14 protein-coding genes and 1 tRNA gene are annotated in these 16203 nt (G+C 45.0%); 3 read left to right on the top strand and 12 right to left on the bottom strand.

Annotated elements, in window-relative coordinates:
* Positions 1–109: 109 nt before the first annotated feature.
* Complete coding sequence (gene rluF / locus QP794_RS32345) at positions 110–811, bottom strand: 23S rRNA pseudouridine(2604) synthase RluF (protein ID WP_285080743.1); 702 nt, start codon at positions 809–811, stop codon at positions 110–112.
* 18 nt (positions 812–829) lie between these two features.
* A complete protein-coding gene (locus QP794_RS32350; protein ID WP_285080745.1) occupies positions 830–3169 on the bottom strand; it encodes a PAS domain S-box protein in 2340 nt (779 codons plus the stop codon).
* 334 nt (positions 3170–3503) lie between these two features.
* Between QP794_RS32350 and tadA the strand changes: the two genes are divergently transcribed.
* On the top strand, positions 3504–4004 hold the full coding sequence (gene tadA / locus QP794_RS32355) for a tRNA adenosine(34) deaminase TadA (RefSeq protein WP_094939376.1): 501 nt from the start codon (positions 3504–3506) through the stop codon (positions 4002–4004).
* 34 nt (positions 4005–4038) lie between these two features.
* Positions 4039–4608 (top strand): GNAT family N-acetyltransferase, encoded by a 570-nt coding sequence (locus QP794_RS32360; protein ID WP_285080746.1) that lies wholly within the window; start codon positions 4039–4041, stop codon positions 4606–4608.
* An 85-nt stretch (positions 4609–4693) separates the two neighbouring features.
* Here QP794_RS32360 and QP794_RS32365 read toward each other — a convergent pair whose 3' ends face one another.
* From QP794_RS32365 to QP794_RS32385, 5 genes are all read right to left on the bottom strand, one after another.
* Positions 4694–5788, bottom strand: a complete 1095-nt coding sequence (locus QP794_RS32365; RefSeq protein ID WP_079345534.1) for a hypothetical protein — start codon at positions 5786–5788, stop codon at positions 4694–4696.
* 312 nt (positions 5789–6100) lie between these two features.
* On the bottom strand, positions 6101–6208 hold the full coding sequence (locus QP794_RS32370) for a small acid-soluble spore protein P (protein WP_483311977.1): 108 nt from the start codon (positions 6206–6208) through the stop codon (positions 6101–6103).
* Positions 6209–6232: 24 nt separating this feature from the next.
* Positions 6233–6409: a hypothetical protein gene (locus tag QP794_RS32375; protein ID WP_173405207.1), complete on the bottom strand. Its 177-nt coding sequence runs from the start codon at positions 6407–6409 to the stop codon at positions 6233–6235.
* Between the two features lie 25 nt (positions 6410–6434).
* Positions 6435–6776: a hypothetical protein gene (locus QP794_RS32380; RefSeq protein ID WP_024628811.1), complete on the bottom strand. Its 342-nt coding sequence runs from the start codon at positions 6774–6776 to the stop codon at positions 6435–6437.
* Between the two features lie 193 nt (positions 6777–6969).
* A tRNA-Ser gene (locus QP794_RS32385) sits at positions 6970–7058 on the bottom strand.
* A gap of 260 nt (positions 7059–7318) precedes the next feature.
* Between QP794_RS32385 and QP794_RS32390 the strand changes: the two genes are divergently transcribed.
* On the top strand, positions 7319–9115 hold the full coding sequence (locus QP794_RS32390; protein ID WP_285080747.1) for a YheC/YheD family protein: 1797 nt from the start codon (positions 7319–7321) through the stop codon (positions 9113–9115).
* Between the two features lie 152 nt (positions 9116–9267).
* On the opposite strand, the gene serS is transcribed toward QP794_RS32390, so the two are convergent.
* The 5 genes from serS to guaB form a co-directional block, all read right to left on the bottom strand.
* Complete coding sequence (gene serS / locus QP794_RS32395) at positions 9268–10551, bottom strand: serine--tRNA ligase (protein ID WP_079345530.1); 1284 nt, start codon at positions 10549–10551, stop codon at positions 9268–9270.
* 260 nt (positions 10552–10811) lie between these two features.
* Entirely contained in the window at positions 10812–11402 is a 591-nt protein-coding gene (gene pdxT, locus QP794_RS32400; protein ID WP_024628814.1) for a pyridoxal 5'-phosphate synthase glutaminase subunit PdxT, read from the bottom strand.
* A 17-nt stretch (positions 11403–11419) separates the two neighbouring features.
* Positions 11420–12301: a pyridoxal 5'-phosphate synthase lyase subunit PdxS gene (pdxS, locus tag QP794_RS32405; protein ID WP_024628815.1), complete on the bottom strand. Its 882-nt coding sequence runs from the start codon at positions 12299–12301 to the stop codon at positions 11420–11422.
* A 244-nt stretch (positions 12302–12545) separates the two neighbouring features.
* On the bottom strand, positions 12546–13934 hold the full coding sequence (locus tag QP794_RS32410; RefSeq protein WP_483311978.1) for a D-alanyl-D-alanine carboxypeptidase family protein: 1389 nt from the start codon (positions 13932–13934) through the stop codon (positions 12546–12548).
* A gap of 421 nt (positions 13935–14355) precedes the next feature.
* Complete coding sequence (guaB, locus tag QP794_RS32415; RefSeq protein WP_285080748.1) at positions 14356–15813, bottom strand: IMP dehydrogenase; 1458 nt, start codon at positions 15811–15813, stop codon at positions 14356–14358.
* Positions 15814–16203 lie beyond the last annotated feature (390 nt).

Here is a 16203-nt window from a genome sequence, read left to right on the forward strand (position 1 = left end):
CTTAAGTCACTCTCCTTCATTACAGGAGAGTGACTTTTTTCTATCCACTGATATCAAAAGCGCTGCTTTCCTTGTGGAAAGCAGCGCTTTGACAATCATTATTTATTATTTATTCCATCGTATAGTCCAGGAGACTGCTTAATTCCGATTTTTCTGCGGACGTTAGTTCTCTCCATGTGCCTGTGGCCTGTTCGCCAAGATGAATGTTCATAATTCGAATCCGCTTCAACTTCCGAACCTCATAGCCAAATGCACTACACATCCGGCGAATTTGACGGTTTTTCCCCTCCGTCAGAATAATGCGGAACACCCGATCAGATATGCGAGTCACCGTACAAGGCAACGTCATTTCGCCAAGGATCTTGACGCCTGTGCTCATGCCTCTCAAGAAACTTGGCGTTACTGCACGATCCACGGTCACAATATATTCTTTCTCATGGCGCCCTTCGGCTCTTAGAATTCGATTGACGATATCTCCGTCATTGGTCATCAGGATCAGACCTTCCGAATCCTTATCCAGACGACCAATCGGGAAGATGCGCTCTTTGTGCCCTACAAAATCAACGATATTCCCTTGAATGTGACGCTCAGTTGTACTCGTTATTCCAACAGGTTTATTGAGCGCAATATATACGTGTTTGCGTTTTTCCTTAATGGGTTGACCATTAATTCGAACATCATCACCATCTTCTGCTTGACTGCCCAGTTCTGCCGTCACTCCATTAATCGTTACTTTTCCGCTTTCCACCAATCGGTCGGCCTCCCGACGGGAACAAAAACCTGTTTCACTGATAAATTTATTAATACGCAAAAGGTAATCTCACCTCGTCTAGTTCTCTTCGTCTGTAGGTTCATTGTCCGTCTTATGCTCTTCCTCTATACTTTCCGGTTGCTGCTGGGAAGCAGGCAGATCGATAATGACGGTCGTCCCCTTGTTCATGACGCTTTTGATATCCATCATGCCCTTGTGTGATTGAATAATGCGCTGGCTGACCATCAGGCCAAGCCCTGTACCCGATTCCTTGCTTGTAAAGAACGGTTCTCCCAGCTTAGGCATCAGTTCTTCTGGAATTCCAGTGCCTTCATCCTTGATTTCAATCCGAACCCGATTATTCTCTTCGTCATGATTGAGTTTAATTCGGATATTGCCTCCGTCTGGCATAGCCTCCATGCCGTTCTTCAACAAGTTAATGAAGACCTGCTTCAACTGGTTCTCTTCACAGTGTACCATAGCTGAGTCGGATGAAGCATTCAGTACAAATTCCACACCATGCAGATGCGCCTGGCTGTCCAGTAATGATATAACATCTCCCAGAATGAAGCGAATATCCCGTTCCTGAAAATGAACCGCCTGTGGTTTCGCCAGTATCAGAAACTCACCCACAATGAGATTAATTCGATCCAGCTCGGACAGCATCAAATCCAGGTGACGATGATTAAGCTTATTCGTCTCTTGTTGGAGCTGGAGGAAACCACGCAGCGTTGTAAGCGGATTACGTATTTCATGTGCAACCCCGGCTGCCAGCTGGCCTACCGTCGTCAGTTTCTCGGAACGTCTGAGCAGCTCCTCCATACGATTACGGCTGGTAATGTCTCTGGATACACTAATTAGTGCTGTAATCTCGCCTGCTTCATCCCGAACTGGTGCTGTACTCACGCTAACTTCGACACGGCTGCCGTCCTTCTTCATCCATGTCGTTTCATTAGAGGTAATGGACATGCCCTCAATCAACTGGGCATGCTGCTCTCGCATCTGCTCTTCAGTACCAGGAGGGATAATCTTCAATTGGCGGCCTTCAACTTCACGACTGCGCCAGCCATACAACTGCTCAAAGGCACGATTCACCCGCAGTACATTTCCATCCAGATCCGTAATATGAATCGCGTCTGCCGTTTGGTTAATGATCGATTCCAAATGCTCTTTTACCGCCCGATTTTCTTCATACATCTGTTTCAGGCGATTCGTATAATGCCCCAAATTACGAATCATGGCATTAATACGATTGGCTAATTGGCCCAGTTCATCTTTCCTTCTCACTTTCAGACGGAAGTCAAAATGACCGTCAGCCACATCATTCACTTTGCCCAAAATAGATTGAATAGGACGCGTAATATAGCCCGCAAGCAAATAGCTGCCAAAGATCACAATCTCCAGCAACACAAGTGAAATCGAGGCATGGCTAACCAGCTGTTCAGATACCATGGAGGATATTTGCTTATAGTCCATGACAATACTGATCACATAAGATGATTCATTTGGAGTAAATATAGGAATGAAGCTTTTGAGTACCTTTTGTTCATGAGTTTCACTGACAAAGGATACATTCTGCCCAGTACGAATTGCCCGTACAACCGCCTTGTGATCCTCTTCTGCGGTACCATATTGATATGTACCGAAACGAATAGGCCTGTTGTTTAGCTTGCTGTGGTTCGTATCCCTTCCGTCATTGCTCATGCTTGAGCTGCCGAAGGTCAACGGGTTGATGCCTGTAATCTCCAGAATCGATGGATTAACTTCACGAATCTTATTCAAAATCTCGTCTGGACCAGAGATCTTCACATAGCTGTCAACAGCGGCATTATTATAGAAGGGATTGATTATGTAATTTCTCTTCCCATCATGATAGTAACCCCAGATATCAACATCTGACGGATTGGATGTAGAGTATTCGAATCCATCCGACCAAAAATGGTCCAATTTCTGTCCCTGTGAAATCGTAACCTGATGATTTTCGAAAAGCTGTTTAAATGCCTGATACCAATACGTCATGGATTTGGTAGACAATCCAATCTCCTTTGGATCGGAAGACCGGGTAACCACAATATCATCAGCCGTTTGCTCCATCAACGAAATATGGGAGACCCCGACTTTTTCTCTCATGCGAACCAGATCTTCATTTGTGATATTATGAATATCCGGGTCCAATTCTTCCGCTGCCATTACAGAGGCCAACCACAGATTGTTCCCAATCTGTCGTTTTACATATTCTGAACTGGACTGACTCTGTTCGACAGCAATTGCAATCTGTTTGGCCGTAAGCACCATCTTGTTTTCGCTGTCCTGCCTTAAATTCTCTTCTGTAGTATAATAACTCAGTGCTATATTCAAAACTAATATGACGAGCACCGAGCACGACATAATCATGGATAATTTCGTTTTAATAGACAACTTTTTCGTTCACCTCTCGGCTTGTACCCTCTGGCGATATATGGCAAAACCTATATCCATCATAACTGTTGTCTGTCTATTTGAAAAGGATAATTGACCCTCGTCCAAAAGTTACCGTTTGGCTGAAAAACGCGAATTCCATTGTATTTTGTCTTTTCCATGCCTACAATGGGAATAACCACTAAAAGATATACACAAATCCACAGGCATGTGGATAGTATGTTCATAACTATGTGAGCAACTCATCAGTTATCCACAGACTTATACACAACATGTTAACAAACGAATGTTTGTTCGCCGCACAAATGCTCTTTGGAAGGAGTTTTATATTTTAATGAAGGATGACGTTCTCCAACCTGATCTTTCGCATCTCTCGGAGGAGGCTCAACATGAGCACTGGATGCGTGAAGCTATTGCTGAAGCTTACAAAGCGGAAGCACTTGGTGAAGTACCCATCGGGGCTGTAATTGTTCAACATAACCGCATTATTGGACGTGGTTACAACCTGCGCGAAACAACACTTGATTCCACAGCACATGCGGAGATGGTCGCCATAAGGCAGGCCAGTGAGGCCATCGGTGCATGGAGACTCCTGGATTGCAGTCTGTACGTCACACTGGAGCCTTGTCCCATGTGTGCAGGTGCTATTGTACAATCCAGAGTACCTCGAGTCATATATGGTACCGCTGACCCCAAGGCCGGCTGTGCAGGAACGCTGATGAATTTATTGCAGGAACCTCGTTTTAATCACCGAACCGAAGTGGTTGCTGACATTCTGCAACCGGAGTGCTCCACCATGCTGACTCAGTTTTTCCGGCGTTTACGCAAAAGATAGAATCTGACACCCATCAGGAAAGGAAGTGCAATCCATGCCGCTTACACTGTACGACACACCAAAAGGGATAAGTCTCCGGTTACTTACTTCACAAGATACAGAAGCGTATCTTGCTCTTATTCAAATCACACGTCTTCCCTACCAAGCTGTTGAGCCTATCCGGGATGATGAATTCTATACGCTGCATGCGCAAACCAGACGTATTCAGGATAGAATGCAGGCAGGAGAGGAAGGAACAGGGTATCAATTCGGAATTTTCACAATCGATGATGGTGTTCTTATTGGCCAGGTTAGCTTGAACAATGTCGTTCAGGGCGTTGCCAATTATGCTGATATGGGATACTTTATCCATCCAGACTATCAGGGCGGCGGACGAATGACCGCAGCCGTGAAGCTCGCTGTATCCTACGCCTTCCGTGCCTTGAAATTAAATCGTGTTCAGGCGGCCATCCTGTTATCCAATACTGGTTCCAAACGTGTCCTAGAGAAAAACGGCTTTCAGGCTGAGGGCATTGCTCGTAAATATCTCAAAATTAACGGAGCGTATCAGGATCATCAGATCTACGCTGTGCTGGCCGAGGACTTAGGCGAATCGTTACAGTAATGGAACAAACCGTGGAAACAACATACAAAGAGCCGCTCAACCCTAAGGTCGAGCGGCTCTTTGCTTTAACGTATGAATCGGTGACTTAGTATCCGTAAGATGCGTTCATTAGTTCTTCAAACTCATCCATTGTTATAACGTCCTCACCAGTAGGAATATTGATTTTGAAAGCTGGCTTCTCGTTAATTTTGGTGTATGTGTTTGATCCAGTGAATGCAAGCTTAACTTCATCCTTGGTATCAGGCTGTTTAATCAACAGATCAGCAACCATTTTTTGATATACCGGGAAATCTTTTTTGTCTAAAGCAAAATCAATGTGGAACTGGTTAATGGTCAGTGTGTCTTTCAATTGGTCCAGATCTTTAGCCATTTCAGCTTGATCTGCTTCAGTGATCTTCAAATCCTCTTTGGCTTTGTCGATATCTGCCTGACTCATTTGCAACATGTCACGATATTCTTCTTTAGAGATGATATCCAGTACTTTTGGCAGTGCTTTGGTTACCAGAACAGTAACGGCTTCTTTCACATTGTCATTGTTGACCGAAAATTGAACCACTTGCTTGGCATCCAAACCTTCAGGAAGCTGCGCATCCTTCACATCCAGGTTTTTAAAGAATTTATCCTGGTCATACTCGCTCAGAACCGCATCCATAACTTCATTGCTCAGCTTTTGTGTTTTCGCGGCATCCATAGCATCCGGGTTCCATTCCGTTCCTTCCTGCTCAGCCAGTTCTTTCAGATCCAGCTCCAGGAATTTACCAACAACTGTTTCCGGAATCGGGAAGAACGGAATACTTGGCACCTTAACATATAACTTCTCAGCGGTCATAACCATTGGAATGGTAAATGTCATACCCATATCGCCCTTAAGTTCAATGCCTACCGTCATTTCGGTTTGCATTGGCTCACTTTGGTATACGCCAGTTACATTCAACTGGGCATCCTTCAGCATGCTCATAAACTGAGACATCGTTGGATCCTGCTGTGACTCGTCTGCAGCTTTATAGCTCAATTCATTAATAGTGAAATTAGAACTCATCTCATACGAAGTCAGTTTGGAAGCATTGGCTGCCGCCGTCTTCATTGCCTCTTTCGGTTCTTGCTTGCTGCTACATGCTGTCAGTGCCATAGATACGGTTAACAGCAACGTAAGAAGAAGCGCCCCCATACGTTTAGTCATTTGTTTCTCTCCTCTCGTGATAACCCCAAAAAAATAATTCAATATCAATGATATACCATTTATTCTGAAACGGAAACACGATTTGGGAAATTTGTGAGCTTTACTCTCTAAATTGGCTACAAAGACCTATGTAAGCTTTAAATATCAATGGTGCACTCCTTTAATTCATGTATGAACGCGCAAAAACCCCGGTTAGTTAACCGGAGTTATAGGAATTGTTATGCATTTTTAATATGTGCTAAGGAAAGGAATGATCTTTCCTTTAGTTAACCTAGCCCTGAGGATTGTTATGATCCACATGGTTCTGGTTTTTCACTTTTTTGGAGACAACGGTTCCTGCATGGAAGAATGCTTTTCAGGTTTTCGGTGTTGCTCAGCAGCCTGGGCTTCAGGCACAGGTGTTGTTTTGGGTTTGCTCATGTTGTTCCCCCCTCTTCGTTTGGATTAGGAATGGGACGGGTCCATATCTTCCGTTTTGTCATGATTCATGGAATCCTGATGCCGACGGTCATTCGAGTCCTGTTGAATCTGTTGGGCATGGTGACTATTCACAGGTATCTGATCCAGATCAGCGACTACATTTTGCAAGTTTTTATCAGTTCCAGCTTTGGCTTTGCTCACGTATTACCACTCCTTTGACGTCTACCTACTGTCTGGTTTTGGGTTGCAACGACTGGGCACATTCATGAATATGACGCGTGTAATCCTGAGCCAATTCCTGAATGGGCTCTGTCCGCTCATCCGTCGTTCTGCCATCACGTTCCACATCAATCAGCTGCACACTGACTTCACGAGAATCCACATAGGCACACTTGAAATCAAAAGAGTACATCTGGTGTCCCGCTGTTGCAATGTGAATTCGAATAGCCTGCTGATCGGCCTCGTCAGCCATAACCTGAGCCCGATCTCCGACATTTAGAACTTCAGGCAATCTTTCCTGCCAAGCACCTACAAGCTCCGTCTGATCTATGTTTAATTCGCGGTTCATCTTACCACCTCCACTCTTATATAAAATGCGGCGATTCGGATATTTTTATGCATCACATGGATATTGAAACAAACTGATTTTCTGAAGTAAACACGCTCTGGAAATACAGCGTATATGCAACTGCGCAAGATGTATAAATAAATGCAAAAAAGGACCCGAGCTTATCGCTCAGATCCTTATCATAATTGTAGTATGGCGGAGAGGGTGGGATTCGAACCCACGTGGAGTTGCCCCCTAACGGTTTTCAAGACCGCCCCGTTATGACCGCTTCGGTACCTCTCCAGGACATTAACTTTTATAAACTTGCCAACGAAATTGATCATAACATAATTGTATGCCAGAAAGCAACCTTTTTATAAGAATTTATATATCCAATTTTATGAAGAAGGGATTTCCTCTACCAAGTAAAGATAAACCGCGCTGGCCCGACGATTGGAATTGTTGTTCAGAATCTGTTCAGCCGTGCCCTGTATAATTGAATCTAGACTTTTTCATGATGGGGTGATGAATTGTTTATAGGTGTGTATCGGAACAATGACCCTTTGAACTCCTTACCTGAGGAACGAATCAGCGAACTGATCTCGGAGGGAATGAAAAAAGGTGCGCATGTTTTCCTTTTTGATGCCAGTCACATTGATGTGGAACAGGAAGTGATTCATGGTACCTTCCGGGAAGGAAATTCATGGGTGCAAAGGAACGTCCCCCTCCCTGACGTGGTGCTTAATGAAGCACCTGAGCCTGGTCAGAACAGACCTGAATGTGAGGACTGGCTTCGCCGGAGGGTCCCTTTTACAACATTTCTGATTCATGGAAAATACGACATTCAGAAGAAATTGGAGTCCCTCTTCAAAGATTACCTCATTCCGACAGAATGCTTGCAGGATCCGGATCAATTTCTTGCTTATTTGGATGTTCACGGAGAAGTTATTGATTTCCGAATACATATTCAGCGTGATGGAACGGGACGATGGGCCCTGACCAAAATGTATGCCCGCATTGGAAATACGGACTCCATCATCAGAAATATAAGTAAAGGTGGCCGCATTGAGGATGTTGCTGATCTGCTCTATCGTTTATTCCCAAGTCAAGCAGACCGGATCAGTCGTGAGATGGAGCGGCTTGCTATTCGTATGGCAGAGACAATCAACCGTTCGTATTCCTTTCTTATTGATGAGCTTGGCATGGATTTTATCGTGACTCCGGAAGGCCGAATATATTTCGTGGAAGCCAATGTTAGCCCCCCAACACCGTCTCATGAACAGGTTCGAGCAGCAAGAGCGATTGAATATGCCCACTATGTAGCCAAAGCAGGGCAATTAGTACCCCATCCCGTTATTGCCATGCTTACCAATGACCCCAATGATAAGCAACTCGCGGATGCCTGTGCCTATTCAGCAAAATGGAATAATGCAGCGTTTTACTATTTTGCTCCACACGATGTTCATGCGGAATTACGTTATATCAAAGGATATGTCCTGGAGGACGGGGAGTGGGAAGCTCGGTACTGTCCCTTCCCCGATGTGGTCTATGACCGATTGAAGGCACGTGGAAATACGAATTACAGTGATGTATACGAGGCTTTAAGACATATACCTTTCACCGATGAACGAAACGAAGGTTCCTTTAGCAAGAAAGAAGTTTTTGAAATACTTCAAAATTATGCAGAGCTTAGTTCGCATCTGATCCCGTATACTGCCGTTGAAAACGGTGGTGAGATTTTGGCTTTCATCGATACTTACGGGACTTCCATCATTAAACCCTCGATAGGCCCGTTCGGCAGCGGAATCATTGTTGTTCAGCGTGAACAGGAAGGCTTCTCCGTAAAGACTCATGAGCTTGTTCACCAAATGAATGGTGAGGAGTTCGGGCAACTGATTTCCATGCTTGCAGCCCAGAAGGGATTAATTATTCAAAAGTTTGTTCGCAGCGAAACCAGGAAGGGACTTCCTTATCATATAAGACTGCATCTGGTCCGGAACGGAAGCGGGGAATGGTCTTTCATTTCCGCTTTCCCTTTTCTCTCTACCCCTAGCGAGTATAAGGTGGTAAACGACGCCGGCTCACTTCGTGCATTTACGACATGGGACTGCCTTTCTCGTCATGAGTTTCCTAATAAGGAAGAAGTCATGCTGATGAGACTGGAACGAATGGCGAACATGACGGCTGATCACATTGCAGGCCATGTGAAGGAGCGAATCTGCGAGCTGGGCATTGATGTAGGGATTGATTCGCTGGGTGAGATTTGGATTTTTGAAGTCAACATGAACAAAATCGATTCAACGCACAGGGAATTTGAAGTCGCACAACATATGATTCCGTTCGCACTTTCTTTGCGTTAGTTCTACATTTACAACATGGACATACGTACTAGGCTGCATTGTACAAAATCATCATAACCCTACCCAACAAAAAAAACCGTCTCCTTAGCCAATGGGAAGTTCGAACTTCCATTGGTCAGGAGACGGTTTCTTTCATTCATTTATTGAATAGCTTAGGAACGACGTGCAATCACGCTGACTCCGCCCATGTAAGGACGCAGTGCTTCAGGAATAACCACTGTTCCATCTTCTTGTTGGTAGTTCTCCAGTATAGCAGCTACTGTACGCCCTACTGCCAGTCCTGAACCATTTAAGGTATGAACAAATTCCGGTTTCGCTTTTGGTTCTCTACGGAAGCGGATATTGGCCCGACGTGCCTGGAAGTCTTCGCAGTTGGAGCAAGACGAAATTTCACGATACGTATTGCTTTCCGGCAACCAGACCTCAATGTCATACGTTTTCGCAGAGGTGAAGCCCATATCTGCCGTGCACAACGTCAGAACACGGTAAGGCAGTCCCAATAATTGAAGCACACGTTCCGCATTTTGTGTCATTTTCTCCAATTCCTCATAAGAGGTTTCAGGAGAAGACAGTTTCAACAACTCCACTTTATTGAACTGGTGCTGACGAATCAAGCCGCGTGTATCCCGTCCAGCAGAACCGGCTTCGGATCGGAAACAAGAGCTGTATGCTACAAAGTGCTTCGGCAGTTGATCTGCATTCAGAATCTCCTCGCGATGATAGTTCGTTACCGGAACTTCAGCGGTAGGTATCAAGTAATACTCTGTATCTTTCAGCTTGAACAGGTCTTCCTCGAACTTCGGCAGTTGACCCGTTCCAAACAAGCTGTCCCGGTTTACGATGTATGGTGGCAAAATCTCTTCGTATCCATGCTGATCACTGTGGAGATCCATCATGAAGTTAATCAAGGCACGTTCCAGACGTGCACCAAGCCCCTTATAAAAGGTGAAACGGGACCCTGTAACTTTGGCAGCCGCTTCAAAATCAAGAATATCGAGATCCTGTGCGATTTCCCAATGTGCTTTTGGTGTAAAGGAAAACGACTTAGGCTCTTCCCAACGTCGAATCTCCACATTATCATCTTCAGACGCACCAATAGGTACACTCTCATTAGGGATGTTCGGAATCGCCATCGTAAGATCATTGATTTTCGCTTCCAGTTCACGCACTTCTTCGTCCATTGCTTTGATTCGGTCGGAAACCTCACGCATCTCAACAATCAGATCGTCCGCATTTTCACCATTCTTTTTAAGTTTGGCTACTTCACCAGAAACAGTATTCCGGCGATTTTTCAGGTTTTCATTCTCTTGCAGCAATTCGCGACGCTTGGCGTCCATCTCCGAGAACCCGGCGATTAGATCCAGCGATTTGCCGCGGTTCGTCAACGCTTCTTCAACACGTGCGTACTCATTCCTCAATATTTTCACATCAAGCACTAGATACCCCTCCTAAATAACACCACAAAGTAGAAACCTTCCTTATTGCCCATTCCATAGCTTTGCGGCTCCGCATAACTTTTATGATTCCTTATTGGTAAAAAACAACCTATGGCCTCCGGCGCTACCCTACGCTGCGATTCCCGCTTAAATACGGGCAACATCAGGCATCCGACCAGACAGCACCTCACCAGCAAGCCTTGTGAGCCTCTGAAGGACTGATCTGGTATACCGGCAGATCATAGGTTGTATATCATTCACTATTGGTTCTGTACAGACTGTTTATACGATCTGGCCATGTCTACGAAGTAAGCATGCAGCCGATAATCATCTGTCAGTTCTGGATGATAGGAGCAAGCCAGCAGATGCCCCTGCCGAGCAGTAACAATCTCATCCTTGTAAGTGGAAAGAACCTCTACCTGGTTCCCCACACTCTCAATCAGAGGTGCCCGAATGAACACAGCCCTTACCGTTTCCTCAATACCTTTAACCGGAAGATCTGTTTCAAAGCTTTCCCTCTGCCGTCCAAATGCATTTCTGGATACGGTCATATCCATCAGCTCCAAATGAGCTTCCTCTTGTCCTGCAATATGTTTAGCCATAACGATCAAACCAGCACAGGTTCCGAACACTGGTTTACCCTCAGCAGCGAATGCCCGAATGGCCTCCATGAAACCATATTTGCGCATTAGTTTGCCAATCGTGGTACTCTCACCGCCAGGAAGAATCAGCCCATCCAGCTCCTCAAGTTGCTGAACCTGTTTGATAGCCAATCCCTCTGCTCCGGCCCGTTCAATACTACGAATATGCTCTGTGACTGCCCCTTGAAGTGCTAAAACGCCAATTTTCATTTGCAATTCCCCTTCTCTTACCAACCGCGATCCTGCATGCGCTCGGAAGGTGCAAGTTTGGAAATCTCAATACCTTTCATCGGTGCCCCAAGGTTTTTGGACACTTCAGCAATCAGTTTGTAGTCTGTATAATGCGTCGTCGCTTCTACGATGGCACGTGCAAATTTCTCAGGGCTGTCCGATTTGAAAATCCCTGAGCCTACAAATACACCATCTGCGCCCAGGTGCATCATAAGTGCAGCATCTGCAGGAGTCGCTACGCCACCAGCTGCAAAGTTAACTACAGGCAGCTTTCCATTCTCATGTACATCTAGCAAAAGCTCATATGCAACGCCCAGGTTCTTCGCTTCAGCATATAGCTCGTCCTTGGACATATTGGTTACTTTACGAATCTGACCATTAATAAAGCGCATGTGACGAACGGCTTCGACAATGTTTCCTGTTCCCGGTTCACCTTTGGTACGAATCATGGAAGCTCCTTCGCCGATCCGGCGCAACGCTTCGCCCAAGTCTTTGGCGCCACATACAAACGGTACAGTGAACTCATGTTTGTCGATATGGAATACTTCATCGGCTGGAGTCAGAACTTCACTCTCATCGAGGTAATCCACTCCCAGGGATTCCAATACCTTGGCTTCAACATAATGACCAATCCGCGCTTTGGCCATAACAGGAATGGTTACGACTTTCATCACTTCTTCAACAATGGTTGGATCCGCCATACGGGCTACTCCTCCTGCTGCACGAATATCAGAAGGAACACGCTCCAATGCCATAACTGCTGTTGCACCTGCTGCTTCAGCTATTTTAGCTTGTTCGGCATTCATAACGTCCATAATGACGCCACCTTTTTGCATTTCAGCCATACCTCTTTTAACGCGTGATGTTCCCGTTTCCATATTCCAAGCCCCCCGTAATGTATGTGTCAATCTTGTCCAAGAACAGGATGTGAAACCTCTAATGTCAGGTAGAAGAACAATAGACTTTTTAGCTGATTCATACGTAGAATTCTAACTTGATATTTTACCGGAAAAATTGTAAATATACAATCCATCCGGTCGGAATTACTTGTATTTTGTCAATGGACCATCGACACAATATTAAAAATGCCATTGTATCCTGTTCTCTTGGAGCCTTTGCCTATTAGAACAGGTTTTTGATGCCATCAAACAGATCAACGAAGAAATCTTTTACTGCACGGAAGAAGAGACGGAACCAGCCGCCTTTTTCAGCTTCTTCTGCGGTAATAAGGTTCACTGTCTTCTCCTGAGGCTCGATTCCATCCGCTTTATACGTATAAGTAACCGTCCCAACTTTGGTTCCCGCCTTGATTGGAGCAACCAGCTTATCAGCCTCAGTTACATTGGCTTTAAAAGTGACATCCAGGTTTTGAGTACCTTTGGGTACAACGAAACTAACAGCATTATCCGTCACTACAGGTACAGTCGTTTCCGTCCCTTTTTTCACAGGTACAGCTTCCCAGCCTGTGACTTTAGTTTTGGCAGCAACCGCCTGTTTAACTTCAAAATTGTTGAATCCATAATCCAATACTTTCTTCGTTTCTCTGAAACGCGCCGGCTCTGAATCCGTACCCATAACCACACTAATCAGACGCATGCCATCACGTTCAGCCGTTCCTGTAAAGTTATTCCCTGCGTTCGTGGTATGGCCTGTTTTCATTCCGTCCAGACCCTCGTAGGCATAGCTTTTGAAATTGGTTATATTTTTATTCGCTTCCAGCATCCAGTTATAGTTGATGATAGGATCTTTATCATTTGGACGGAATTTATAGGATTGAATTGTTGTAAAATCTTTGTAGTCCGGGTGATCCATGATGATGTATCTGCACAAAATGGCCGCATCCCGTGCCGACATAACGATTTCTTTATCTTCAGCTGGACGGAAATCCGCAGGCATATCCGCACGGTCCAGACCTGTCGAGTTGATGAAATAGCTATCCTTCATTCCCATACGCTTCGCTTCATCATTCATCATTTTTACAAAAGCTTCTTCGGAGCCTGCCACGTGCTCGGCCAGAGCAACGGTGGCATCATTCGCAGATCCAACAGCCATGGCAATGTATAGCTCTTTGACCGTATGTTGGTCACCCTCTGCGAGGAAAATACGTGAGCCTACACTTTGTGCTGCGTTCTTTTTAACTGTAACGACATCATCCCAGTTTAATTTCCCTTGCTTAACTTGCTCAGCCACAATATACTCTGTCATCATTTTCGTCATGCTGGCAGGCGGCATAGCTTTATCCGCATTAACATCGAGTAGAATTTGTCCAGTTGAAGCCTCCATCAGCACGGCTGATTTTACATCGAGTCCCAGTGTATCTACTGAAGGAATGTTCACGATCTTTTCTGTCTTCGTTGTTGTAGCCGCCGCGGTCAATACCTGGCCGGAATCGTTGGCAGCAGCCATAACAGGCATTACCGCAGACATGCAGAGCATATTAATCAGCATAACCGAGGCTACACTTTTTTTGAGAATTTGACGTTTTTTCTTATTCATTTGTTTGGCTTTCAATGATGAATACTCCCTTCGGTCCGAAGCTACTCTTGTGTGCTTCAGTGCAGCTTGTGCTGCGATTTTTTCTTAGTCCCTATCAGGTGAAGATGACGTGTGAGATGTGTAGTATATGCGCTGTATCGAAAGAGCAATGTCATTGCTCCTGAAGTCGTATCGATTGTCACTTAGTTAGCATTAAATGAAATGCTTATGTAAAAGGACGTCCGCGCTTCTTTTCTTGCTGGGCAACCTTTTTCTATCAATCCAGATTCATTGTCAGAAGCAGTTTCATAGACTCACGTCAAAAAACCGCCGCAACGCCCCAATCCATAAAGGATCATCACCGCTTGTTCTATTCTATCACAGGGGTATCCGCAAAAAAAGACAGACCCGGCGAAAATCGCCAAGCCTGTCCTGGGAATAATTAACACAATTCGGATTACAACGAGTAGTTAGGTGCTTCTTTTGTAATCTGTACGTCATGTGGATGACTCTCGCGAAGTCCCGCACCTGTAATACGAATGAATTGAGTGTTATTACGAAGCTGTTCCAAACTGCTTGTACCACAGTATCCCATACCTGAACGAAGACCACCAATCAACTGATGAATGGTATCAGATAAAGGTCCTTTGTAAGCAACGCGTCCCTCAATTCCTTCAGGAACCAGTTTTTTGTCATCATCCTGGAAGTAACGATCTTTACTTCCTTGTTTCATTGCAGCCATTGAACCCATGCCGCGGTAAACTTTGTAACTACGTCCTTGGAAGATTTCCGTTTCTCCCGGGCTTTCTGCCGTACCTGCAAACAAGCTTCCCAGCATAACTGCATGAGCACCTGCAGCAAGAGCCTTGGTAATCTCACCAGAGTACTTGATACCACCGTCAGCAATGATTGGTACGCCATATTCACGTGCTACATTGGCACAATCGTATACTGCTGTAACTTGAGGAACACCAATACCAGCAATTACACGAGTTGTACAGATAGAGCCTGGACCAATTCCTACTTTGACAACTGACGCCCCTGCTTCGATCAATTCACGGGTTGCATCGCCTGTAGCAACGTTACCAGCAACAATCGTCAGGGTAGGGAAACGCTCGCGCAGCTGACGAACGGCATCAATGATGTTAATGTGATGTCCGTGTGCCGAGTCTACTGTAATCAGGTCAACACCAGCTTGAACCAATGCATCAGCACGTTCAAAGGTATCTTTGGAAATCCCGATCGCTGCACCAACCAGCAAACGTCCTTGTGCATCTTTAGCTGCGTTAGGGAATTGAATTGCTTTTTCAATATCTTTAATGGTAATGAGACCTTTCAGTGTGTTGGACTCATCTACTAATGGAAGTTTCTCGATTTTGTGTTTCTGGAGAATGCCTTCAGCTTCTTGCAGTGTAGTACCTACAGGCGCAGTAACCAAATTCTCACGAGTCATGACTTCACTGATTTTAATGGAGAAGTCGTGGATAAAACGCAAGTCACGATTTGTCAGGATACCCACAAGCTTTTGATCTCCTTCGACAATCGGTACACCGGAAATGCGATATTTCGCCATAACCGATTCTGCATCCGAAACCAGATGTTCCGCTGTCAATGAGAACGGGTTGGTGATAACGCCACTCTCCGAGCGTTTAACCCGATCCACTTCCTCCGCTTGCTGCTCAACAGACATATTTTTATGGATGATACCAATACCGCCTTCACGGGCAATCGCAATAGCCAATGTCGCTTCAGTAACAGTATCCATACCAGCACTAATCAAAGGAATATTCAGTTTTACGCTGTCACTCAAACGAACAGATACGTCCACTTCTTTAGGCAGTGTCTCGGACTTCCGGGGCACCAGCAGTACATCGTCGAAGGTGAAACCTTCCTTACCAAATTTATCTTCCCACACGCGGGCGTTCCTCCTTATGTTTGCTCAGCTTTACGGTCCAAAACCCGAAGATCCCAGGCTGTATTTTATGCCGAAAATACGTTTTCTGAAAAATTTATTATTGCCATCTTAGCAAAGCGTTATTTAGACTGTCAAGGGAAACTCCCTGGTTATATTAGGTGTATTGCCTCATGCATACAACTGTATTTCTTGCACGGACAGCTTCATTTTATATATAAAAAAAGCCACTCCATATGAGTAGCGTTTACCTAGGTTAAACCAGATCGTTAACTGTATCCAAACTAATATAACTAATGTTTAATTCTAGTTTTCATCCTTATAAACAAATAAAAACCACCACCGAATAACATCGGCAGTGGTTCTTTGCTTGGCGGCGTCCTACTCTCCCAG

It is taken from the genome of Paenibacillus sp. UMB7766-LJ446 (genome assembly GCF_030226665.1).
GTDB classification, from domain to species: Bacteria; Bacillota; Bacilli; order Paenibacillales; family Paenibacillaceae; genus Paenibacillus; species Paenibacillus vandeheii.